This window comes from Kineosporia babensis, from assembly GCF_021129305.1.
GTDB lineage: Bacteria > Actinomycetota > Actinomycetes > Actinomycetales > Kineosporiaceae > Kineosporia > Kineosporia babensis.
The window spans coordinates 36,526-59,018 of the sequence record NZ_JAJOMB010000001.1 but is presented as its reverse complement, the minus strand read 5'-3'; the positions used below and the strand labels follow the sequence as shown (position 1 = coordinate 59,018).

The window sequence follows — 22,493 nt, the reverse complement described above, 5'->3', positions numbered from 1 at the left end:
CGGTCTACCGGTCACTGGCCAGGAAACCTCGGCCGAACGGGTCAAGTCGGTTGTCAAGCCGCCGATGTAGTGGCGCGACCTGTTGTCGCGAAAGCCACACAGAATCCGGACGTATTCCGGATCTCACCCAGGAGGCGACAGTGCCCTCGAACAACACCACCGCGGCGACGCAGCCGGCCGGCGACCGGGTCGCCCGGCCGGTTGCGACGGCAACTGCTGCTCGCCCTGCCCGTAAGTCCACCTCGGCGGCGGCCACCAAGACCGGATCCGCGCGCAGCATCGCCTCGGCGAACCGCAGTGCCTCGGCCGCGGCCAAGACCGCCACCACGCGGGCCCGCAAGACCGCGACCACCCGGTCCACCACCAAGCCGGCCGCGAGCGCGGCCACGGCGCGGAAGGTGGCTTCGGCCAACAAGTCCGCCACGACCGCGGCCAAGACTGCTTCCCGGCGCGCGGCTTCGGGTGTTGCCGGGGCCACTACCGTTGAGCGCAGCGTGGCTTCGGCGAACCGGTCGGCCTCGGGCGCTGCGAAGACGGCTTCGGCCCGCGCGGGGAAGACTGCGGCTGCACGGGTTGGTACTCGGGCGGCTGGGACTGCTGCGGCCAAGCGAAGCGTGGCTTCGGCCAACAAGTCTGCTTCTGCTGCGGCCAAGACTGCCTCTACCCGGGCGGGCAGGACTGCGTCCCCGGCGAGCGCTGCTACTGCGCAGAAGAGCACGACCACGCGGAAGACGGCCGCGGCCAAGAAGGCGCCCGCGGTCCGGAAGGCCGCTGTTGCTCAGAAGGTTACGGCTGCGAAGAAGGGCGCCACCGCGAAGAAGGCGACGACGGGTTCGGCGACCAAGACTGCCGCGAAGACGACCACGCGTACTGCCACCGCGAAGAAGGCGGCAACGCGTTCGGCGACCAAGACTGCTGCCAAGGCGACCACGCGTACTGCCACCGCGAAGAAGGCGACAACGCGTCCGGCGACCAAGACCGCTGCGAAGACGACCACGCGCGCCGCTACAGCGAAGAAGACTGCCACCCGCCCGGCGGCCAAGAAGGCGGCTTCGACGCGTCCGGCGACGAAGTCTGCCTCCACCCGTGCGGCCGCCAAGAAGACTTCGGCTCGCTCGGCCGCGAAGACGACCACGCGCACCGCCACCGCAAAGAAGACTGCCACTCGAGCGGCGGCCAAGAAGACAGCGGCCAGGACGACCACCGCCCGCACCACCACGGCTGCGAAGAAGACCACAGCCCGAAAGAGCGTCACCACGCGTCCGGCCGCTAAGAAGACCGCCGGCTCTCGTCCGGCAGCGAAAACTGCGGCGCGAAAGACGTCCTCGTCGGCCGCTAAGACCACGGCGAGCAGGACCGCCTCCGGCGTCCGCTCGGCAGCGAAGACCACCACCAAGAAAACGGCGGCCAAGAAGACCAGTTCGCCCCGCACAGCCGCGAAGAAGACCACCAGCACGCGCCCGGCCACGAAGAAGGCGCCCAGCTCACGCCCGGCGGCCAAGAAGACCGCGTCCTCGCGCACCGCCGCGAAGAAGGCGTCCGGTTCGCGCCCGGCGGCCAAGAAGACCGCATCTTCACGCACGGCCACGAAGACAGCCGCGGGTACGAGCCCACCGGCCAGAGTGGCCTCGGCGAAGACCGCCTCTTCCGGCTCGGCGTCCCAACGGACGCGCAGTGCTGCGTCAGTCACGAAGAAGGCGACAACCACGCGTCCCGCCACTCGCGGCGCAGCCAAGAAGAGCGCCTCGACCCGGCCGGCCTCAAAGCAGAGCACCCGCCGCACCACATCAACCCGATCCGGAACCAAGGACCCGGCCAAGAGCGCCAGCCCGGCCCGGACCACCTCGGCAGCAACCAAGACCAAGTCGGCCACCACCACGACCAGGCGGGCTACGGCCACACCGGGTACCGCCACGATGGCGTCGAGCGCGGTGATCCCGTCGCAGCGCACGGAGTCCAGGCCGACCCGGCGCAGCACCGGCACGCCCAAGAGCAAGGCCCAGAGCACCAGCACCCAAGAGCACACAGCCCGAAGGCCCGGAACAGAGAAGCCCGCAGCCCAGAAGCCCGCAGCCAGGCAACCCAAGGCCCAGCAACCCAAGGCCCAGAAGCCCGGGGCGAAGAGCTCCTACCTGGACGGCCTGAACCCGGCCCAGGCGTCCGATGAGGCATCCATCGCCGAGGAGACCACCACGTCGGCGAGCAACCCGAGTGCCGAACCGCCGGCGTCCCCAGACGTAACTGGACCCAGCGCCACAGCCCCCACCCCGGAGACCAAACCAACCCCGGCCACCGCGCAGACCACCCCATCCGCGACAGCCTCACCGGCGCCCAGTCCCGTGTCCCGGGCGGTCATCCGGTCCGCAGGGGAGAGCACAACCACCCACCACGTCCCCGCTCTGGCCGCGGTAGGGGCCACTCCCTCCCAACCGCAAGACGAAGAAGACTGAACATAAGGGGCCGTTACCCACGCCGGGTAACGGCCCCTTCCGCTGACCCAGCCACCCCGGACGGCCTATTCCCACCACAGCAGGCAACCACCCCGTCCTCTGGTGTGAACTTCGTTGCCCAGGCGGTGAGCTGCGCCGCAGCCCCGGCGATGGAAGCATGGTCCGAATGACCTCGGATCGATCTGGTGCGCACCCCCGTCCCCGGCGCCCGGCCTTTTTCAGTCCGGGGGTGATGGACACCTTCCCTGGAGACCCTGACCCGATCCAGCGCATCGAGGCGGCCCATCGCACCGCAGCCGCCCTGGTCGACCACGCTCGCGGCGGGGGAGACCCGGAAGCCACCGCCCGGATCGTGGCCCTGGCCGACATCTACGGCCTGGACGAGATCGCGGAGCTCTGGTCGGCCCGCCCCGCCGAAACCCTGCCCGGGGCGCTCTGGCGCATCTACGCCCTCCAGGCCGGCATCCGGCGCGACGCAGTAGGCATGGCCCGGGCCTTCGACATCGGGCGGCACCGCGCGCCGGTGCACGAGGCCGTAGCGGGGGTAGCAGATCCGCCGGGGCCGGCCGAGGTGCAGGACATGTCGGACGCGATCCTCGGCGGCGCCTTCACCGGCGACCTGGCCGACGCACTGGAGCGGGCGGCCGCGTTCTGCCACGTGGTGGCCACGGGCTGGGCCCTCCACGCCGACCTGGAGCCCTCCCTGGACGCCGACGCCACCCCCGGGAGCGAGCTGACCCGCAGGGCCGGGGGACTGGCCCGTACCGGCACGGAACTGGAGCTCGCGGCCAAGATGTGGCGCAACGGCGAACTGAGCTAGGGCAAGCCAACACGCCCCCGGGACGGGTCAGGGAACACCTGTCCGGCAAACATGAGTTAATAGACCTTGGTGACGCCCTTCGGGGTCTCACCGGGCGTCGGGCCGCGGTAGCCCCGGGTCCCACTTGAAGCCGCCTCGAGCGGCCGTTGCACCGAGAGGTGCTCCCGGTCCGGCGCCTCAAGAACCGCAGGTCGAGGGTGGTGCCACTACGGCATCACCCTCGATTTTTCTCATTTGATCCAAAAGCTCTGCAGCGCAGTGGATCACATCCGACACCGGGCTCCTGCCGGGCTCCTGACCTCGCGCTCCGCGGCCGGAATCATTACGATCCGGTCACGCATAGCCCCCAGTCCGTGACGTCTACTCTCCGTTGCCAAGAAGTCGTTCCATGAGGCCGTGAAAGGTCCCGAATCCGGTCGAGTCGGTCAGGATGGCTCACGGAGCGTGGTTTGCTTTTGCTCTCCCCGGGTGGCGTTCACTTGGAAGTCGTTCGCCGGTCGAGGTGCCTTTGCCTGATGTCGAAGGTTCGTTTGGCGCGCGTTAACCATCGTCCGCAGATCGCTTCACCTCGCCTGCCTACGGTCTGTGGCGGGCATCCAACCGTGCCCCGGCGCCGCGCCGATCGCAGCGCCTGCAGAACTGGCTGGGCTTCGATCCCGGCTCCATGAAAGGGAATCCTCTTGAAGCTCCCCAAGCACGTTGCACTGACCAGCGTGGCGCTGGCCGGCGCCCTGGCGCTGACCGCCTGTGGCTCGGACAACAACAGCGGCGAGGGTGACACCGGCTCTGACACGGGCAGCTCGGTCAGCGGCACCCTGAACGGCGAGGGCTCCTCGGCCCAGAAGAACGCCATCGACGAGGCCATCGCCAGCTTCAGCGCGAACAACCCGGACGCGACGGTCAACTACAACGCCACCGGCTCCGGCGACGGCGTGAAGAACTTCATCGCCAAGCAGGTCGACTTCGCCGGTTCCGACTCCGCGCTCAAGGACGAGGCCGTCGACGGCGTCGTCGAGACCGACCAGGCCGCCGAGCGTTGCGCCGGCAACCCGGCCTGGAACCTCCCGCTGGTGGCCGGCCCGATCGCGATCGCCTACAACCTGCCGGGCGTCGAGGGCCTCACCCTCGACCCGACCGTGCTGTCCGAGGTCATGCTCGGCAAGATCAAGAACTGGAACGACCCGAAGATCGCCGCCCTCAACGAGGGTGTCGAGCTGCCCAGCACCGCCATCTCGGTGTTCTTCCGTTCGGACGAGTCGGGCACCACCGACAACTTCCAGAAGTACCTGTCCGGTTCCGCCCCGGAGGCCTGGACCGCCGAGCCGTCGAAGGTGTGGCCGGGTACCGCCGGTGAGGGCCGGACCAAGTCCGACGGTGTCGCCCAGGGCGTGAAGAACGTCGAGGGTGGCATCACCTACGTCGAGTGGAGCTACGCCACCGACAACCAACTGGGTGTCGCCCAGATCGACAACGGCGCCGGTGCCGTCGAGCTGACCGGTGAGTCCGCGGGTAAGGCGCTGGCCGCCGCCGAGGTCGCCGGTGAGGGCAACGACCTCAAGCTGTCGCTGGACTACGCCACCAAGGAAGCGGGCACCTACCCGATCGTCATGGTGACGTACGAAATCGTCTGCTCCAAGGGCCTCGACGCCGACAAGACCACGCTGGTCAAGTCGTTCCTGAAGCACTTCGCCAGCGACGAGACCCAGGGCACCCTGGAGGAGGCCGGCTTCGCGCCGATCCCGGCCGAGATCGCCACCAAGGTCAACACGGCGATCGACGCGATCTCCTGAACCTGAGCTCCCAGCGTCACGTAGCACCACAGTAAGGACTGACGCCCCACGCCTCCGGTTCCGCCCATTCGTGGGTGGACCGGGGACGTGGGGCTGACGTTCGTTCGGATCGGGCACCTCAGAGCCGGTGGAAACGGCTTGGTACCGTCCCCCGTTCGTAAGCCCCCTAAACCCCCGAGGATCCGCGGATGTCCACCATCACCGGCCATTCCGAGCTAGACGCCGAACCTTCCGGCGACAAGGCCTCCACCGGTAGGCGGGGCGACCGCATCTTCGGCGGTCTCGCCACCGGTTCCGGCATCTTCGTCGTCGTCCTGGTCATCGCGGTCGGTGGCTTCCTGCTCAGCCAGGCCGTCCCCGCCCTGCTCAAGAACGATGCGAACTTCCTGTTCGACCGGGTCTGGGAGGTCAACGACAGCGGCATGCGCTTCGGTATCCCCGACCTGCTCTACGTCACCGTCGTCTCCTCACTGATGGCGATGATCATCGCCGTCCCGATCGCGGTCCTGGTGGCGCTGTTCCTGACCCAGTACGCACCGAAGCGTCTGGCCTCGCCGGCCGCCTACCTGGTCGACCTGCTGGCCGCAGTGCCCTCGATCGTGTACGGCATCTGGGGCTTCTACGTGTTCCGGCCGTACACCACGGGCTTCCAGGACTGGCTCGCCGAGCACTTCGGCTGGACCGTCCTGCTGGAGGGACCGGTCTCGCTCGGAACCGTGTTCCTGGCCTCGATCGTGCTGGCCATCATGATCCTGCCGATCATCACGGCGATCTCCCGTGAGGTCTTCGCCCAGACCCCTTCCACCCACAAGGAAGGTGCGCTGGCCCTCGGCGCCACCCGCTGGGAGATGATCCGCACCGCGGTGATCCCGTTCGGGACCCCCGGCGTGATCTCCGCCTCCATGCTCGGCCTGGGCCGGGCCCTGGGTGAGACCGTCGCGGTGATGATCATCGTCGGTACCAACCCGGGCATCTTCCGGTTCTCGCTCTTCGCCGGTGGCGAGACCTTCGCCTCGAAGATCGCGAACAACTCGGCCGAGTTCGGGTCCTCGTCCAAGGTGGGGGCCTTCATCGCGGCCGGTCTGATGCTGTTCATCCTCACCTTCCTGGTCAACGCCGCGGCCCGGGTCATCATCGAGCGCAGGAAGGCCTTCTCCGAGTGAGCACGCTGACGCAGGACACCGTGTCCCCCGCCCCGGCTTCGCCGATCGACAAGCCGAACACGATGCGGGCGGTCAAGGACAAGCTCGCCACCGTCGCGGTCTACACCGCGTTCCTGATCGCGGTCATCCCGCTGGTCTGGATCCTCTACACCGTGATCAGCAAGGGCGCCGGGGCGCTGCTGAACCCCGAGTGGTGGACCAACTCCCAGCGGGGGATCACCGCCCGCACCGTGGGTGGGGGTGCATACCACGCGATCATCGGCACGCTGATCCAGGCCGCCATCACCGCGGTGATCGCGGTGCCGATCGGGGTCTTCACCGCGATCTACCTGGTCGAGTACGGCCGGGGCAAACTGGCCCGCGCGGTCAGCTTCATGGTCGACATCCTGACCGGTGTGCCCTCGATCGTGGCCGCGCTGTTCATCTACACGCTGTGGGTGACCACCTTCGGCTTCGAGCGGGTCGCCTTCGCGGTCTGCCTGGCCCTGGTGCTGCTGATGATCCCGGTGGTCGTCCGCTCCACCGAGGAGATGCTCAAGCTGGTGCCGAACGAGCTGCGTGAGGCCTCCTACGCGCTCGGTGTGCCGAAGTGGAAGACGATCATGAAGGTGGTCCTGCCGACCGCCTTCAGCGGCATCGTCACCGGCGTCCTGCTCGGCCTGGCCCGGGTCATGGGTGAGACCGCCCCGCTGCTGATCCTCGGCCCGCCGTCCAAGGCGATCAACATGAACCCGTTCGAGGGGTTCATGGCGGCGCTGCCCACGATGATCAACGGTGAGCGCGACCAGGTGGTCCAGGCCGCCTACGACCGTTACTGGGGCGCTGCGCTGACGCTGATCATCCTGGTGATGGCGCTCAACATCGCCGGTCGCCTGATCTCCCGCTTCAACAAGGTCTCCCGCTAGGGCCACCGCCCCCTCCACGAGTTAGGAAGTGCATCTGATGGCCCAGCGCATCGATGTGAAGGACCTGAACGTCTACTACAGCGCGTTCAAGGCGGTCGAGGGCGTGTCGATGTCCGTCGACCCGCGCACCGTCACCGCGTTCATCGGCCCCTCGGGCTGCGGCAAGTCCACGTTCCTGCGCACCCTCAACCGCATGCACGAGGTCATCCCCGGCGGCCGGGTCGAGGGCAGCGTCCAGCTCAACGGCCGTGACCTGTACGGCAAGGACGTCGACCCGGTGGCCGTGCGGCGCACCGTGGGCATGGTGTTCCAGCGGCCGAACCCGTTCCCGACCATGTCGATCTTCGACAACGTGGCGGCCGGCATGCGGCTGAACGGCGAGAAGAACAAGAAGGTCCTGCAGGAGCGGGTGGAGAAGTCGCTGCGCGGCGCCAACCTCTGGAACGAGGTCAAGGACCGGCTGGCCAAGCCCGGTGCGGGCCTGTCCGGCGGTCAGCAGCAGCGTCTGTGCATCGCCCGGGCGATCGCCGTGCAGCCGCAGGTGCTGCTGATGGACGAGCCCTGCTCGGCCCTGGACCCGATCTCCACGATGGCCATCGAGGACCTGATCAACGAGCTCAAGACCGAGTTCACGATCGTCATCGTCACCCACAACATGCAGCAGGCCGCCCGGGTCAGCGACCGCACCGCGTTCTTCAACCTGGCCGCCACCGGCAAGCCGGGCAAGCTGATCGAGATCAACGACACCGACAAGATCTTCAGCAACCCGGCCGAGAAGGCGACCGAGGACTACATCTCGGGTCGCTTCGGCTGATCGGCGTCCCTGGCGCGCTGCTCGTCAGGAAAGATCACCAGCAACGGACGGTGCCGGCCCCTCGGGAGGGGACGGCACCGTCCGTCGTTTGCGGTTTAGGCGACGGGTGTCGTCCAAAGTCCTGTCCAGGGGGTGGAGGATCCGGGGCAGTGGCGGTGCAGCAGGAAATGCCAAAAGACTCCATTCTAAACAGCCGCTAACACCCGGCTGCATCGACTCCCGTGACCGTTAGTAATTCGTCGACCGCGTATAGACATCGAAATTCCCGTGAAGATCGATGAAATGTCGCCTTTGCCTTTGGGTATGACAGAACGTATTGCACAGTTGACCTTGTGTTGCTCCATTTGGGCACTTGCGAGCAAGGTGGGCGCGCCTTTACCGTGCTACAACAAATACTCCATTCGCGGCCTGCTGCGACCCTTTCGGTGGTATTTATCCATCTGAAGCTTGAGCTCTGCCCCGCGCCCGCCGAATCCCGTGCCCGGCCGCAAATGCTTGCTTCGGACAGTTCAGGTGACGCCGTTCCGATCAGGGAGTAGCGAAGATGCGAGGGCAGTTCGGTGGCTAGCGACATCATGGGCCGCCGTCAGATCATGCAGCAGCGGCTGGACCGGGTCCGGGATCTCGAGCTGGCCATCCGCGAGCAGGTCGCGATCATTGCCGACAGTGCCGGGATGACGGTCGAGCAGCTCGATTTCGACGGGTCCTTCCGCGCCTCACTGGCCTCGCTCGCCTCCCTGGCGGCGCGACGGCCCACGTTCGACGTCGTCCTCGCGCTGCCCACCGCTCCGGCCGGCGTACGGATCCAGCAGCTGCACAACCAGGTCCGGGTCCAGGTCATCGCGCACGAGGACGGCCCCTACCGGCCTGCCGAGGCCCCGCCCCAGCCCCCGGTGTCGATGACGATGCCGGCCCCGCAGAACCCGGTCTCACCGGTCAACGGCACACCGGTGCCGCCCGCCCCCGGCGCTCCCGGTCTGTTCGACACCGCCCCGGTCTCGATCACCCAGATCGCGGCCGCGACGACGCTGCCGCCCTCTCCTGCCGGTGAACCGGAAGAGGAGGACCTGGTGGCGTCCGACCTGGCGGCCCTGCTCTGGGAAGGCTTCTCCGACCCGCCGTACGACGAACGGGTCTGATCCACCCCGCTCCCGCACCTCCCCGTCCCCTGCCCGGGTCCACCCCCGCCCGGGCACCCATGCAACGCCCGATCCCGGCGCCTACCGGCGCAACAGGAGTTCATCGATGAAGATCGCACAGAAGCTCGGCCTACTGGTCGGTGCGCTCCTGGCGGCGGTTCTGGTCACGATCCTCGTACTGTCGGCCCAGCTGGCGTCGACCTCCAAGGAGTACCAGGACCTGATCGACGGCAACATCGAACAGCGTGAGGCCTCCCGCACCATGCTGGTCGAGTTCGGCAAGCAGGTGTCGGCCTTCCAGCAGATCCTGCTGCAGGCGCGTACCAAGGCCGACTACGACCGGCTGCGGGCCACCTACGACGAGCAGGTCGAGGAGGTCTCCCGCCTCAACGACGAGCTGCTGGCCAACGTCGAGGCCGAGGACCCGCGTCTGCGCACCATGCTGGTGCAGTTCCAGAGCACCCACGACGCCGTCAACACCCAGTACCGGGCCGCCTTGGACGCCTTCGTGCAGTCCGACTACCAGCGCAGCGAGCAGATCAGCACCTCGGTCGAGGGCCTGGACCAGTTCCCCAACGACCTGGTCAACGTCATCGCCGACTACCGGACCCGTTCCGCCGCCGAGCTGATCGCCGACCAGAACGCCTCCACCGACGCCCGGCTGACCCAGATCTACATCGGTGGGGTCCTGGTCTTCCTGCTCGCCACCGTCACCGCCTTCCTGATGGTGCGGGGCATCACCCGCCCGGTCCGCTACCTGACCGAGGCCGCCCTGGGCGCCGCCAACGAACGTCTGCCGCAGGCCGTGGCCGAGATCGGCAGCATGCCCGCCGACTCCCCGGCCCCCGAGCTGCCCAAGTTCAAGGTCACCACCCGCGACGAGCTGGCCACCCTGGCCAGCGCCCTGAACACGCTGCAGGACAGCGCCGTCGACCTGGCCCTGGAGCAGCGGCGTAACGAGCAGGCCAACGCCGAGACCCTGGTCAACCTGGGCCGCCGGAACCAGAGCCTGATGACCCGCATGCTCGGCTACGTGACCGAGCTGGAGCGTGACGAGTCCAACCCGAACGCCCTGGACAAGCTGTTCCGCCTGGACCACCTGACCACCCGTATCCGGCGTAACGCCGAGTCGCTGCTGGTTCTGGCCGGTGCCAAGCAGACCCGTACCTGGTCGCACCCGATCGCCATGCAGGACGTGCTGCGCGCCTCGCTCTCCGAGATCGAGGAGTACAACCGGGTCACCGTGCACCACATGGACCACGCCAAGGTCTCCGGCTCGGTCGCGGCCGACCTCACCCACATGCTGGCCGAGCTGCTGGAGAACGCCACCCGCTTCTCCCCGCGCGAGCGCCAGGTCCAGGTGGTCGGCCGGCTGATCCCGGGCGGCTACCAGTTCGACGTGATCGACGCCGGCCTGGGGATGAACGACGAGGACCTGCAGGAGGCCAACGACCGGATCTCGCAGGCCGGTCAGCGCCGTCCGGACGCCAAGGTCCTGGGCCTGCACGTGGTCGGCCGGATCGCCGGCCGCCGCGAGATGGTGGTCCGGCTGCTGCCCTCCGACCAGGTCGGCCTGACCGCGCAGGTGCTGGTGCCGGCCGCGGTGATCAGCGACGCCAAGCTGCCGGCCACGTTCCACGACGTGACCGAGGTGCCGATGCTCACCTCGGCGCCCGCCCCGGCCGCCAGCCCCGCCTCCGCCGCCCCGGCCTCGATGGCGCCCACGCCGCGGCGTAACGCGCCGGCCGCCGGCAGCCGCTCCGGGCAGAACCTTCCCGCGGTGCCGAGCCTGCCCGGCTCCGGCAACTCCTACCCCGAGCAGCCTGCGGCTGGGGTGGTTGCGCCCTTTCCCGCCGCTGCTGCAGCCGGATCAGCGCACAGTCCGGGAATGCCGCCCGTAAGCCCGGCGGCCGGCCCGAGCCGGCGGGTGCGCGGCGCCCAGCTCGGCGACCTGGCCCCGAACGCGGCCGACCAGGCCCCGCGCCCGGTCGACCCGAACCTGGTGCGCTCGCAGATGTCCTCGCTGCAGTCCGGCCAGGCCGCCGCCCGCCGCAGCCCCGCTCCGGCCACCGGCCCGATGCAGATGCCCGAGCTGCCGGCCCGGCCCTCGTCCGTGTCCCAGTCCGTGTCGCCGATGAAGCCGACGGGGCAGCAGAACCCGGGTCCGGTCCGCCGGGTCCGTGGGGCGCAGCTCGGAGACCTCGGTCCCGCCTCGGCGGACCAGGGTGCTCAGTCCGTCGATCCGAATCGCGTGAGGTCACAGATGTCTTCTCTTCAGTCCGGAGTGGAAGCCGCCCGCCGGGGGCCCGCCACCGAGGCTGAGGTCGCGCCGCAGCACCAGCAGCAGCACGCACCACAGGCACAACCGCAGAACCCGTCCGCCCCGGCGCCGGTCCGCCGGGTGCGCGGCGCACAGCTCCACGAGATCGAGACCGACACCGGCGGGGCCTTCCGGGGTCTTCCCCGCGACGCCCAGGGCATCGGCCGCCAGCTGTCCAACCTGCAGGCCGCCACCAACCGGGCCACGCAGGAGACCGGCCGGATCCACGCCACTGACGAAGACACCACTGGGAGCTACTGATGAGCCCGAACGGATACGGGGCCACGACGATGCTGAGTCCTGCCGCGCAGAACGTGAGCTGGATGCTCGACAACTTCGTCCGCGAGACCGCGGGCGTCGAGCAGATCATCGGGGTCTCCTCCGACGGTCTGCTGATGGCGATGTCGGTCCGGATGGAGCGGGGTGACGCCGACAAGCTGGGCGCCACCGTCTCCGGCCTGACCACGCTGGCCCAGAGCGCCAGCCGGCTGCTGAACAAGGGCGGCCTGACCCAGGTCATCATCGAGTTCTCCGGCGGTTACCTGCTCTGCTCGATGATCAACGGCCGGGCCTGCCTGGGCGTGGTCACCGCCCAGCAGTGCGACCTGGGCCTGGTCGGCTACGAGACCGCGATGCTGGTCGAGCGGGTCGGCGTGCTGCTGACCCCGGAGCTGATCACCGAGCTCAAGGCGAACCTGGCGCTGTGAGCGGTTACGACGACTACGAGGACGAGCCGCAGGAGAGTTTCGGCCGTCCCTTCCTCGGCCGGGAGATCCGCCTCGAGAGCGAGGAGCGGTTCCACAACACCGCTGACGACACCCCGGGCGGGCACAACCGGCCGTACCTGATCACCGGCGGCCGGACCGGGGGCGGCGCCGCCAACATCGGCATCGAGACCCTGCTGATCTACGAACGTCAGGTTCAGCCGGACCGCACCTGGTCCACCGAGATGATGATGATCGTGCGCGCCTGCGACCGCCCGGTCGCCTGCGCCGAGGTGGCGGCCCGGATCGGGCTGCCGATCGGGGTCGTCCAGGTTCTGGCCGGTGACCTGGTCGCCGCGGGGGTTCTTCAGCAGTCGGCGTCCTCGGCCTCGCTGGCCGACGACGTGGCCTTCATCGAGAGGTTGATTCACGGTGTCTCTGCACTCTGACGCCAGGCCGATGGGCCAGCCCCCGGCCAAGCGGCCGCCGATCCCGGTCAAGATCCTGATCTCCGGCGGCTTCGGCGTGGGTAAGACCACCACGGTCGGTGCGCTGTCCGAGATCGACCCGCTGAGCACCGAGGCGCCGATGACCTCGGCCTCGGTCGGGATCGACGACGCGGGCGTGGCCAGCCAGAAGACCACCACCACGGTGGCCATGGACTTCGGCCGGGTGACGATCGACGAGAGCATCATCCTCTACATGTTCGGCACGCCCGGGCAGGACCGCTTCGGCTTCATGTGGAACGACCTGGCCGACGGTGCCCTGGGCGGCGTGGTCCTGGTCGACCCGAGCCGGCTGGAGGACTGCTTCGTCGCGCTCGACTACTTCGAGAGCATCAAGCTCCCGTACGTGGTGGCGGTGAACTCGTTCGCGGGCCGCCCCACGATGACCCTCGACCAGGTGCGGCACGCGGTCAACGTCGATCCCGACGTCCCGGTCGTGGCCGTCGACGCGCGTGACCGCGAGCAGGTCAAGGCCGTGGTCCTGACCCTGCTGCGCCGGATCCTGGCCCGGGCCAAGGCCCGTAGCCAGCGCTGAGACCAGGAGACGAAGCAGTGCGGAAGATTCTCGCGGGCATGGTGAGCGCCGGTCTGGCGCTCGCCCTCACCGCCTGCGGCTCGGACGAGATCCCGGCCGACAGCGTGTACGCCAACCAGGGCGCCACCATCGGCATCTCGATGCCGACCACCACCTCGCCGCGCTGGGTCGCCGACAGCGACGCGATGATCGAGCAGTTCGAGGCGATGGGCTACAACACCGAGCGGGAGTACGCCGAGAACAAGCCCGAGGACCAGGCCAAACAGATCCAGGGGATGATCGACCGGGGCGACAAGCTGCTGGTGATCGCCGCGGTCGACGGTTCGGCGCTGACCGAGCAGCTGAAGGCCGCCGAGGCCAAGGGCATCCAGGTGATCGCCTACGACCGGCTGCTCACCGGTGAGTCGGAAGTGGACTACCAGGCCACCTTCGACAACGTCCGGGTCGGCCAGATGCAGGCCCAGTTGCTGGTGGACCGGCTGGATCTGGACGCGGACGACGACAAGACGTACAACATCGAGTGGTTCGCCGGTTCGTCGACCGACAACAACGCCCAGGACTTCTACGACGGCAACAAGGCGATCCTGCAGCCGTACCTGAGGTCCGGCAAGATCAAGATCGTCAGTGGTGAGCGCAGGTTCAACCAGATGACGACCAAGGACTACCTGCGGGAGGTCGCGCAGGAGCGGATGACCCGGCTCCTCGACGAGAACTACCAGAACCAGCAGGTCGACGCGGTCCTGTCGCCCTACGACGGTATGTCGCTGGGCATCATCGACGCCCTGAAGGAAGCCGGCTACGGCACCGACGACAAGCCGCTGCCGGTGGTCTCCGGCCAGGACGCCGAGCTCGACTCGGTGAAGTCGATCATCGCCGGTGAGCAGGCCGGGACGATCTTCAAGGACACCCGTGAGCTCGCCAAGGTGGCGGTGGAGCAGGGCAACGCGATGCTGACCGGCACCAAGCCGATCGTCAACGAGGAAGAGTTCTTCGAGAACGAGCTGGGCAAGGTACCCACGTACCTGCTGTACCCGGTCGCGATCGAGGCCTCGAACTACAAGACGCTGCTGGTCGACAGCGGCTACTACGAGGCCGAAGCCCTGATGTCCTAACCGGTCTCGGCCCGCAGTCGCTCCACCGCGACGATCTCGGCCGTCCCCTCCTCGGCCCCGGCGATGTGCGCGATCAGCGCCTCGCCGGTGCCGAGCCAGGGGTTGGCCGCGGGCAGGTCCTCCCGGGCGGCCGGGCTGCAGGCCTCGGCCAGCGTCCCGACCACCGACTCCAGCACCGGCCGGTGGGTGCAGATCAGCCAGCTCCCGGCCTGCCGGAAGATGATGTCCCGCAGCAGTTCCGGCACCCGCTCCGGATCGTTGCGCAGGCCCTGCTCGGACAGCAGCGGCAGCACCTCCACCCCCTGGTAGGGATCCGCCGCGGGATTTCGCACGCGCAGGTAGGGCAGCAGCGTCATCATGCATCGCGCCCAGGGCGAGCTCAGCACGTTGTCCGCGTTCCAGGCGGCCAGCAGCCCGGGCAGAGCGTTCGCCTGGGACCGGCCGACCGAGGTCAGCGGCCGGTCTCCTTCGGTACCGGGCCAGTTCGCCCTCGACCGGGCCTTGGCGTGGCGCAGGATGATCAGCGCCCGGGTGTCCAGCTCCCCGGCCACCGAGTACTGCAGCAGCGATTCCAGCGGGGGCAGGTCACTCGGCCGGGTCAGTCGTTTGCGGGCATCGGCCACCGGCAGCCAGGCGACCTCGGCGATCTCGTCGGCGTCGGCCGTCCGCACCGAGGTGTGCAGCACCTGCGCGGCCCAGTACGCCACCGTCTTGTCCCGCCCGTCCGGCAGGACGTAGCCGACCGAGGGCAAAGGACGTCCGAGCAACGGACGCACGCCGGTCTCCTCCTCGACCTCCCGCACGGCACACTCGGGCAGCGTCTCGCCGGGCTCGATCTTGCCCTTCGGCCACGACCAGTCGCCCCAGCGGGCGCTGCGGACCACGAGCACCTCGAGGACCCCCTCCCGGCGGCGCCAGCACAGGGCGCCGGCCGAGACCACCGCCGCGGGGGCCGGGGGAGCCGGAGAGGACGGGCGGCGGCTGCGGCGGGGGGCATGGGCCGGCTTGTGCGCCTTCCTCTTGCCCTTCGCCGAGCGGGGTGACGAGCGGGTGGGGCGGCGACTCACCCTGTGACTATGGCAGATCATCCCGGGCGGGGCGCGTCGGCCCCGGAGGCCGAAGATCACGGGGGCGCAGAGCGTTTCGGACCTATACGGAGGGGTCTGAACGGAAGGAGACCGGAACCTGTGCGGGCAGGCTCACATTGGGCAAACCTTGTTCAAAGTCGCGCATCGGCACAAAAAGTTGCGCAGATGGCTATGGTGGCGGATCGTGCGCAGGTTAGGTTCCGGGGCAGTTCTGCTGTCGGCCGGTGTAGCAGTCGGTGTCGTGGTCAGCGGTGGATTCCCCGCGGGGAACGGCTCCGCTGCAGTGGCAGCGCCACCCGCCGTCACCATCACCTCACCCGCACCGGCCACGCCCGCCGCGAGCGAGCCCGGCTTCTCATCGGCTGAAGCCGCGCCCACTCAGACCGGGACAGGCACCATCCCCGCCGAAGCCACCCCTGGCGAGACGCTGGAAGGCACCACTGCCGCCATCGGCGAGAAGGCCCGCCAGGCGGCCGAGCGCGCGGCCTCCACCGACAGCGGTGTCATCACCTTCGGCGGGCAGAGCCTGCCCGACCTGATCGTCGCCCCACCGGAGCGCACCGACGGCCCGCTCCGGCTCACCGTGGGCCTCGGCGACTCGATCACCTACCGGGCCGGTTCCTGGTTCCGCCGGGTCTGCGGCGCCGGTGTGCTGCACACCTGCCGCGACGCGGGCATCCGCGGCGACACCACGGCCGGCATGCTGGAACGCCTAGACACCGACGTGCTGGCGCTGAAGCCGCAGGTGGTCACCGTGATGGCGGGCACCAACGACATGAACTACGGCACCAGCACGGCCGAGACCATGAGCAACCTCGACCAGCTGGTCACTCGGATCGCCGACAGCGGCGCCCAGGTGGTGCTGTGCACGGTCGCGCCCCGGCACCGGACTCCGAAGCAGGCCCTGGCGCTGAACACCGCGATCCGCAAGTACGCCAAGGCCCACCGCGTGCCCCTGCTGGACACCTACACCGTGCTCGGCACCGCCCAGGGCCGCTTCAAGAAGGGCCTGACCAAGGACGGCGTGCACCCCAACGCTGCCGGCATGGCCGCGATGGCCACCTACGCCGAGGCCCGCCTGCCGAAACTGCTGGCCGCTCAGTCCTGAAGCCGCAGGCCCGATTTCCTCTGCTCGAGCAGCTGCAGCTCTTCGGCCGAGAACCGCGCCGCATCGTCCAGCTCGTCGGGCGCATAGATCCCGATCCCGCTCTCGACCGCGTTGACGATCACGCCGTCGTACGGCAGGAACTCCAGAACGACAGCGGCTTCCGGGGGCTGCTCGTCCTCCGGGATCCCGCTCGTCCGGACGAACTGCCCCGGCCTCAGCCAAGGCGGTGCCGGGTTGCGCGCCCAGGAGATCTCCGCCGCGGTCTTGCCGGTCAGCAACGTGGCCAGCGAATCAGCGGTGCGCCCGGTCTCTTCCATCTTGGCGAACGGCTCGCTGACCAGCGTCCGCCCCCGCGCACTCACCACCACCTGGTACTGCCGGTCGGCGGTGTAGCGGAACTCGGCCCTGATCCCGGTCATCAGTACTGGATCTGGCCGAACGGCACCCGGTCGTCGAAACGCTGGGAAAGCCGTCCGGCGTTGCGCCACAGCCGGGCCACGTAGTCCTTGTCCTCTTCCAGGACCAGGTTGCCCATCACCCGCAGCGCGATCGTCATCAGGTAGTTCGAGCGCATCCCGACCGGCCCGCCGAACTTCAGCACCCCGGGCACGGTGAGCAGCGTGGCCAGCCGGCGGGCGATCGAGAACGAGGTGCCGTAGTGCTCCTGCAGCGTGGCCGGCCAGGCCTTGTTCAGGTCGGCGTAGCTGCGCCCCGTACCCCGCCCGGTGCCGGCCCCGGCCGCGAACAGCTCGGCCACCAGCCGGCCGGTCTCCAGGCCGTAGTCGATACCCTCACCGTTCAGCGGGTTCACGCAGCCCGCGGCATCGCCGATCAGCGCCCAGTTGGACCCGGCCACACCACTCACCGCGCCACCCATCGGCAGCATCGCCGAGCGCACCGCCCGCGGCTCGCCCTCGAGTTCCCAGTCGTCGCGGCGCAGTCCGGCGTAGACGCCGATCAGGTCCTTGAGATGCACGTCGGCGGGCCGCTTTTCGGTGGCCAGCGCACCCACTCCGATGTTGACCTCGCCGTCGCCCAGCGGGAACACCCAGCCGTAGCCGGGCAGGAGCTCGTTCTGCGCCCCCCGCAGTTCCAGGTGCGAGGTGATCCACTCGTCCTCGCTGCGGCCGGACTTGATGTACGCCCGGGCGGCCACCCCGAAAGCGGTGTTCTGGTGCCATTCCCGGCCCAGCACCCGGCCCAGCTGGGAACGCACGCCGTCGGCCACCACCAGGCGGCGGCAGCCGATGGTGAAGTTGGGCTTGTCCTTCCCGCCGGCGAAGACCACGCCGATCACCCGGTTTCCGTCGCGCAGCACGTCGATCGCGCGGGCGTTCTCCACCCCGCGGGCGCCGGAGGCCAGGGCCTCTTCGCGGATCCGGTTGTCCAGAACGGTGCGCGGCACCGCCGAGCCCCGGCCCGGCAGCGATCCGCCCGGCCAGGGCAGCTGCAGCTCCTGGCCGAAACCGCAGGCGCGCAGGCCGCGGTTCACCGGGAAATCGGCCAGCCATTCGGACAGCCCGAGCCGGTCCAGCTCGGCGATCGCGCGGGGGGTCAGGCCGTCCCCACAGGTCTTGTCGCGGGGGAACGTCTCCTTGTCGGCCAGCACCACGTTGAGCCCTGAGCGGGCGGCCCAGGCCGCTGCGGCCGAACCAGCCGGGCCGGCCCCGACGACGAGCAGATCGGTGGACGTCGGCAGCTGGTCAGTCATGCCCTAAGTGTGCCCCCAACGCAGGCGTGAGCCTGCGTCGGGGGCACCCCGGTCAAGACAGACATAGGCGACGGTTCAAACGTCCCCAGTTGGCCCTTGACGTGACCTCAGCGGCGGCGCCCGGAACGCTTGGGCGGACGGCTGGCGATGATGTACGACTGCAGGTCGCGCAGCGGCTTGCCCTCGGCGTCGTGGTGATGCCGGGTCCACACGCCCTCGGCGTCCAGGTGCCAGGAGGCCGTCCCCGGGTCCATCGAGAGGATGAGCAGCTCGTCCAGCTCGGCGATGTCGCGCGGGTCGCGCAGCCGCAGCATCGCCTCGACCCGGCGATCCAGGTTGCGGTGCATCATGTCCGCGCTGCCGATGTAGACCACCGGCTCCCCGCCGCCGGCGAACCAGAACACCCGGGAGTGCTCCAGGAACCGGCCCAGGATGCTGCGCACCCGGATGTTCTCGCTCAGCCCGGGAACCCCCGGCCGGATCGCGCAGATGCCCCGGACCACCACGTCCACGTCCACCCCGGCCTGCGAGGCCCGGTAGAGCGCGTCGATGATCACCTCGTCGACGATCGAGTTGACCTTGACCTTCACCCCGGCCGGGCGCCCGGCCTCGTGGTTGGCGATCTCCCGCTCGATCCGGTCGACCAGACCGGTGCGCAGCGAGCGCGGTGCCACCAGCAGCCGCCGGTAGGCGGTCTTCGGGGCGTAGCCGGAGAGCTGGTTGAACAGCCGGCTGAGGTCCTCGCCGACCTGCGGATCACAGGTCAGCATGCCCAGGTCCTCGTACAGCCGGGCGGTCTTCGGGTTGTAGTTGCCCGTGCCCACGTGGCAGTAACGGTGCAGGCCGTCGGACTCCTGCCGGACCACCAGGCTGAGCTTGGCGTGCGTCTTCAGCCCGACGATCCCGTAGACCACGTGCACCCCGGCGCGCTCCAGCTTGCGCGCCCAGGAGATGTTGGCCTCCTCGTCGAACCGGGCCTTGATCTCGACCACGGCCAGCACCTGCTTGCCCGCCTGGGCCGCGTCGATCAGCGCGTCCACGATCGGCGAGTCACCCGAGGTGCGGTACAGCGTCTGCTTGATCGCCAGCACCCCCGGGTCGTCGGCGGCCTGTTCCAGGAACGCCTGCACGGTGGTGGAGAACGAGTCGTACGGGTGGTGCAGCAGCACGTCGCGGCGCTTGATCGCGTCGAAGATGTTGGTCGGCTTGGAGCTCTCGACCTCGGAGAGCTGGCGCGGGGTGGCGGCCACGTACTTGGGGTAGCGCAGTTCGGGGCGGTCCAGGTCGGCGACCAGGTTCAGCCCGCGCAGGTCCAGCGGCTCCGGCAGCGGGAACACCTCGGACTCGCTGACCCCCATCTCGCGCACCAGCAGGTCACGCATGTGAGGTCCGATGTCCTCGGCCACCTCGAGCCGGACCGGCGGGCCGAACTTGCGCCGCAGCAGCTCCTTCTCCAGCGCCTTGAGCAGGTTCTCGACGTCGTCCTCCTCGACCTCGAGATCCTCCTGGCGGGTCACCCGGAAGGTGTGGTGCTCCAGCACCTCCATGCCCGGGAACAGCTGGTCCAGGTGCGAGGCGATGATGTCTTCCAGCGGCACGAACCGGGCCCGCGGGAACTCCTCACCGTTCGGCTCGGAGTCGGCGTCCACGTTGACCAGGCGCGGCAGCAGCTGCGGCACCTTTACCCGGGCGAACATCTCCTTCTCGCTGACCGGGTTGCGCAGCACCACGGCCAGGTTCAGCGAGAGCCCGGAGATGTAGGGGAACGGGTGGGCCGGGTCGACCGCCAGCGGGGTCAGTACCGGGAACACCTGCTCGCGGAAGAACGTGTGCAGCCGGGCCTGTTCGGGCTCGGCCAGCTGTTCCCAGCGCACGATGGTGATGTTGGCCTCGGCCAGCGCCGGGGCGATCTCGGCGGCGAACACCTTGGCGTGCATGGCCTGCAGCTCGTGCGCCCGGGTGCGGATCCGGCCCAGCAGGTCGCGAGGCTCCAGCCCGCTGGCCGCGCGCACGGCCAGCCCGGTGGCGATCCGGCGCTTCAGCCCGGCCACCCGGACCATGAAGAACTCGTCCAGGTTGCTGGCGAAAATGGCCAGGAAACGGGCTCGTTCGAGCAGCGGCAGGTCCGGGTCCTGGGCGAGTTCCAGCACCCGCTCGTTGAACGCCAGCCAGCTCAGCTCGCGGTCCAGGAAGCGGCGCACCTGCGGCTGGTCGGCCTCGCGGATCAGTGAGGCCAGCCGGTCCTGGGTGTCCTGCGCGGCCGCCACCAGGGCGTTCGCCGAGGCGGAGCGGTTCTGTTCGGCGGTGGCGGTGAGATCTGGGGGAGTCACGTCGTCCTTACTGGCCACCACCTCGGCGGGGGCGATGGGTTCGTCGGGGGTCACCAGAGCATCGGGAAGATCAACAATTATGGACGTTTGCGGCCCGGAAAGCTCGCCGGTCACGTTGGTTCCGGCGAACCTCGGAGTCGGTGGTGCGGTCTCGTCGCTGGTGTAAATCTTTCCCGCAGCGTCCGTTTCGCCGTGAAGGGTCGCCGCGGTCGAGTCGGCCCCCTCGGTCGGGAGAGCGCTCTGCGGCGGCAGGGTTTCCTCTGTCGGGAGTGGTTCCTGCGCCGCGAGACTCTTCCTGGCCAGGGGTGTCTTCTTCACCGGCAGAGCTTTCTTCGCCGGTAGAGCCTTCTTTGCCGGCGGAGACTTCTTCACTGGCAGAGCCTTTTTGGCCGTGGCCTTCTTCGCGGTGGGGCGGCCGGCCGGTGCTGTCTTCTTGGCCGCGGTGCTCGTGGTGGCCGTGTTTGTGGTGGCGGTCTTCGTGGGGGAGGCCTTGACCGGGGTGGTCCCGGACTGTGCGGTCTTGATCGGTGTGGCTCGGGACGGTGTGGCCTTGCGCGGCTGACTGCTGCCCGCGACGGAGCCGTTCTCGACCAGACCGTTCTCGACCAGACCGTTCCCGACTGAGTTGTTTCCGGCGGAGCTGTCCTCGACCGGGCCGTTCTCGACCGAGTTGTTTCCGGCGGAGCTGTCCTCAACCGAGCTGTTCCCGACGGAGCCATTCCCGACGGAGCCGTTCGCGACTGAGATGTTCTCGACGGAGCCGTTCGCGACTGAGGTGTTCTCGACGGAGCCGTTCGCGACCGAGCTGTTCTCGACGGAGCCGTTCCTGACTGAGGTGTTCTCGACCGAGCCGTTCTCAACCGAGCCATTCCCGACTGAGCTGTTCTCGACGGAGCCGATCTCAACCAGACCGATTCCAACCGAGTTGTTCTCAGCCTGGCCGCTGTCCGCCCGACTGCTCTCGGTCGCCGACGTCTCGACCGACGCCGGACCGCCCACAGCACCCCCGCGAGCCGACGCGGCCTTCTTGGCCGCCGCCCGTTTCACCGGCGTGCCCGTGACCGGTTTCGCCGCAGCGCCGGTCGCCCGCTTCACCGGAGCACTCGCCGCGCGCTTCACAGCGGGACTCGAGGCCGAACCCTTGATCGCAGGACGTGAGGCCGGACCTTTGACCGTGGGACGTGAGGCTGAGCCTTTGACCGCAGGGCGTGAGGCTGAATCCTTGACCGCAGGGCGTGAGGCTGAGCCTTTGACCGCAGGGCGTGAGGTTGAGCCTTTGATCGCGGGACGTGAGGCTGAGCCTTTGACCGCAGGGCGTGAGGCTGAATCCTTGGCCGCAGGGCGTGAGGCTGAGCCTTTGATCGCGGGACGTGAGGCTGAGCCCTTGACCGCAGGGCGTGAGGCTGAACCCTTGACCGCGGGACCTGAGGCTGAACCCTTGACCGCGGGGCTCGAGGCAGTCGCCTTCTTCACCGCGGCCTTCTTCGCCGCGGGACCGGTGGCTGCCCGTTGACCGGCAGCGCCTGAAGTCGCAGTCTTCTTCGTCGCGGTGCCTGGTCCGGCAACCTTCTTCACCGCAGCTTTTCGCGGTGCCGCAGCCTTCTGCACCGGAGCACCGGCCGCCGCGTTCGCCCGGACCGCCGAAGCAGCCCTCGTGCCCGTGCTCTTGCCGGCTCCCTTCTCGGGAGCCGCAGCATCCTTGGCCGTCACCGGCTTGCGCAGGGTGGCCTCGGCCGAGCTCGCCAGGTCGGCGTTCCGACCAGCCCGGTTCTGACCGGCCCGGCTCTGACTGGCCTGACCATCTCGTCCACCTGGTCCGGCCGACGCCGCACCCGCGTCGGACTTCTTGGCGTCCTTCTTGCCGGAAGCCTTTCCAGAAGCCTTCCCCGACGTCTTGCCCGACCCGGTGGACACCGTGGCCGTCGCCTTACGGTCACCCTTGGCCGCAGCCACCCGCTTGACCGGAGCTCGCTCCGGCTCCGAGCCGCCGGCCGGTAC

Annotated in this window: 21 protein-coding genes; 14 read left to right on the top strand and 7 right to left on the bottom strand. The window is 69.0% G+C overall.

All coding sequences use genetic code 11. The features are described from left to right. Positions 1-4 precede the first annotated feature (4 nt). The 3 genes from LR394_RS00280 to LR394_RS00270 all read right to left on the bottom strand — a co-directional run bounded on the left by LR394_RS00280 (position 5) and on the right by LR394_RS00270 (position 2,377). The gene (locus LR394_RS00280) at positions 5-745 is read right to left on the bottom strand and encodes a hypothetical protein (protein WP_231438247.1); all 741 of its coding nucleotides are present in this window, start codon (positions 743-745) and stop codon (positions 5-7) included. A gap of 33 nt (positions 746-778) precedes the next feature. Next, positions 779-2,014 carry a hypothetical protein gene (locus LR394_RS00275; protein WP_231438246.1) on the bottom strand — a complete coding sequence of 412 codons (1,236 nt, stop codon included), beginning with the start codon at positions 2,012-2,014 and terminating at the stop codon, positions 779-781. A 114-nt stretch (positions 2,015-2,128) separates the two neighbouring features. Next, positions 2,129-2,377 carry a hypothetical protein gene (locus LR394_RS00270; protein WP_231438245.1) on the bottom strand — a complete coding sequence of 83 codons (249 nt, stop codon included), beginning with the start codon at positions 2,375-2,377 and terminating at the stop codon, positions 2,129-2,131. A gap of 239 nt (positions 2,378-2,616) precedes the next feature. Between LR394_RS00270 and LR394_RS00265 the strand changes: the two genes are divergently transcribed. The 11 genes from LR394_RS00265 (at position 2,617) to LR394_RS00215 (ending at position 14,258) form a co-directional block, all read left to right on the top strand. After that, positions 2,617-3,270, top strand: coding sequence for a hypothetical protein (locus LR394_RS00265; RefSeq protein ID WP_231438244.1), 654 nt, complete (start codon positions 2,617-2,619; stop codon positions 3,268-3,270). A 680-nt stretch (positions 3,271-3,950) separates the two neighbouring features. Next, positions 3,951-5,060 carry a phosphate ABC transporter substrate-binding protein PstS gene (pstS, locus tag LR394_RS00260; RefSeq protein WP_231438243.1) on the top strand — a complete coding sequence of 370 codons (1,110 nt, stop codon included), beginning with the start codon at positions 3,951-3,953 and terminating at the stop codon, positions 5,058-5,060. 188 nt (positions 5,061-5,248) lie between these two features. Next, positions 5,249-6,223 carry a phosphate ABC transporter permease subunit PstC gene (pstC, locus tag LR394_RS00255; protein ID WP_231438242.1) on the top strand — a complete coding sequence of 325 codons (975 nt, stop codon included), beginning with the start codon at positions 5,249-5,251 and terminating at the stop codon, positions 6,221-6,223. Positions 6,224-6,228: 5 nt separating this feature from the next. Continuing rightward, positions 6,229-7,128 (top strand): phosphate ABC transporter permease PstA, encoded by a 900-nt coding sequence (pstA, locus tag LR394_RS00250; protein WP_269328506.1) that lies wholly within the window; start codon positions 6,229-6,231, stop codon positions 7,126-7,128. A gap of 37 nt (positions 7,129-7,165) precedes the next feature. Next, positions 7,166-7,942, top strand: a complete 777-nt coding sequence (pstB, locus tag LR394_RS00245) for a phosphate ABC transporter ATP-binding protein PstB (protein WP_231438240.1) — start codon at positions 7,166-7,168, stop codon at positions 7,940-7,942. Between the two features lie 560 nt (positions 7,943-8,502). After that, on the top strand, positions 8,503-9,081 hold the full coding sequence (locus LR394_RS00240; protein ID WP_231438239.1) for a hypothetical protein: 579 nt from the start codon (positions 8,503-8,505) through the stop codon (positions 9,079-9,081). 106 nt (positions 9,082-9,187) lie between these two features. Then, complete coding sequence (locus tag LR394_RS00235; RefSeq protein ID WP_231438238.1) at positions 9,188-11,662, top strand: HAMP domain-containing sensor histidine kinase; 2,475 nt, start codon at positions 9,188-9,190, stop codon at positions 11,660-11,662. Beyond that, positions 11,662-12,108, top strand: a complete 447-nt coding sequence (locus LR394_RS00230) for a roadblock/LC7 domain-containing protein (RefSeq protein WP_231438237.1) — start codon at positions 11,662-11,664, stop codon at positions 12,106-12,108. The genes LR394_RS00235 and LR394_RS00230 overlap by 1 nt, the downstream gene beginning before the upstream one ends. Next, the gene (locus LR394_RS00225) at positions 12,105-12,554 is read left to right on the top strand and encodes a DUF742 domain-containing protein (RefSeq protein WP_231438236.1); all 450 of its coding nucleotides are present in this window, start codon (positions 12,105-12,107) and stop codon (positions 12,552-12,554) included. The genes LR394_RS00230 and LR394_RS00225 overlap by 4 nt, the downstream gene beginning before the upstream one ends. Beyond that, entirely contained in the window at positions 12,538-13,146 is a 609-nt protein-coding gene (locus tag LR394_RS00220) for a GTP-binding protein (RefSeq protein ID WP_231438235.1), read from the top strand. Before LR394_RS00225 ends, LR394_RS00220 begins: the two co-directional genes overlap by 17 nt. Before the next feature lie 17 nt (positions 13,147-13,163). Next, positions 13,164-14,258: a substrate-binding domain-containing protein gene (locus tag LR394_RS00215; protein ID WP_231438234.1), complete on the top strand. Its 1,095-nt coding sequence runs from the start codon at positions 13,164-13,166 to the stop codon at positions 14,256-14,258. Here the strand turns inward: LR394_RS00215 and LR394_RS00210 are convergent. Then, positions 14,255-15,325 carry an NUDIX hydrolase gene (locus LR394_RS00210; RefSeq protein ID WP_231438233.1) on the bottom strand — a complete coding sequence of 357 codons (1,071 nt, stop codon included), beginning with the start codon at positions 15,323-15,325 and terminating at the stop codon, positions 14,255-14,257. The genes LR394_RS00215 and LR394_RS00210 overlap by 4 nt on opposite strands. Positions 15,326-15,530: 205 nt before the next feature. On the opposite strand from LR394_RS00210, the gene LR394_RS00205 reads away from it, so the two are divergent. Next, positions 15,531-16,454: an SGNH/GDSL hydrolase family protein gene (locus LR394_RS00205; protein ID WP_231438232.1), complete on the top strand. Its 924-nt coding sequence runs from the start codon at positions 15,531-15,533 to the stop codon at positions 16,452-16,454. Here LR394_RS00205 and LR394_RS00200 read toward each other — a convergent pair. The 3 genes from LR394_RS00200 to LR394_RS00190 all read right to left on the bottom strand — a co-directional run bounded on the left by LR394_RS00200 (position 16,445) and on the right by LR394_RS00190 (position 20,495). Further along, positions 16,445-16,873, bottom strand: a complete 429-nt coding sequence (locus LR394_RS00200) for a hypothetical protein (protein WP_231438231.1) — start codon at positions 16,871-16,873, stop codon at positions 16,445-16,447. The genes LR394_RS00205 and LR394_RS00200 overlap by 10 nt on opposite strands. Beyond that, positions 16,873-18,165, bottom strand: a complete 1,293-nt coding sequence (locus LR394_RS00195) for a geranylgeranyl reductase family protein (RefSeq protein ID WP_231438230.1) — start codon at positions 18,163-18,165, stop codon at positions 16,873-16,875. Before LR394_RS00195 ends, LR394_RS00200 begins: the two co-directional genes overlap by 1 nt. 107 nt (positions 18,166-18,272) lie before the next feature. Then, the gene (locus LR394_RS00190; protein WP_407936965.1) at positions 18,273-20,495 is read right to left on the bottom strand and encodes an RNA degradosome polyphosphate kinase; all 2,223 of its coding nucleotides are present in this window, start codon (positions 20,493-20,495) and stop codon (positions 18,273-18,275) included. A 391-nt stretch (positions 20,496-20,886) separates the two neighbouring features. Here LR394_RS00190 and LR394_RS00185 point away from each other — a divergent pair, with 391 nt between their 5' ends. Beyond that, complete coding sequence (locus tag LR394_RS00185; RefSeq protein ID WP_231438228.1) at positions 20,887-21,057, top strand: hypothetical protein; 171 nt, start codon at positions 20,887-20,889, stop codon at positions 21,055-21,057. A gap of 63 nt (positions 21,058-21,120) precedes the next feature. Continuing rightward, positions 21,121-22,008, top strand: coding sequence for a DUF4573 domain-containing protein (locus tag LR394_RS00180; protein ID WP_231438227.1), 888 nt, complete (start codon positions 21,121-21,123; stop codon positions 22,006-22,008). Positions 22,009-22,493 lie beyond the last annotated feature (485 nt).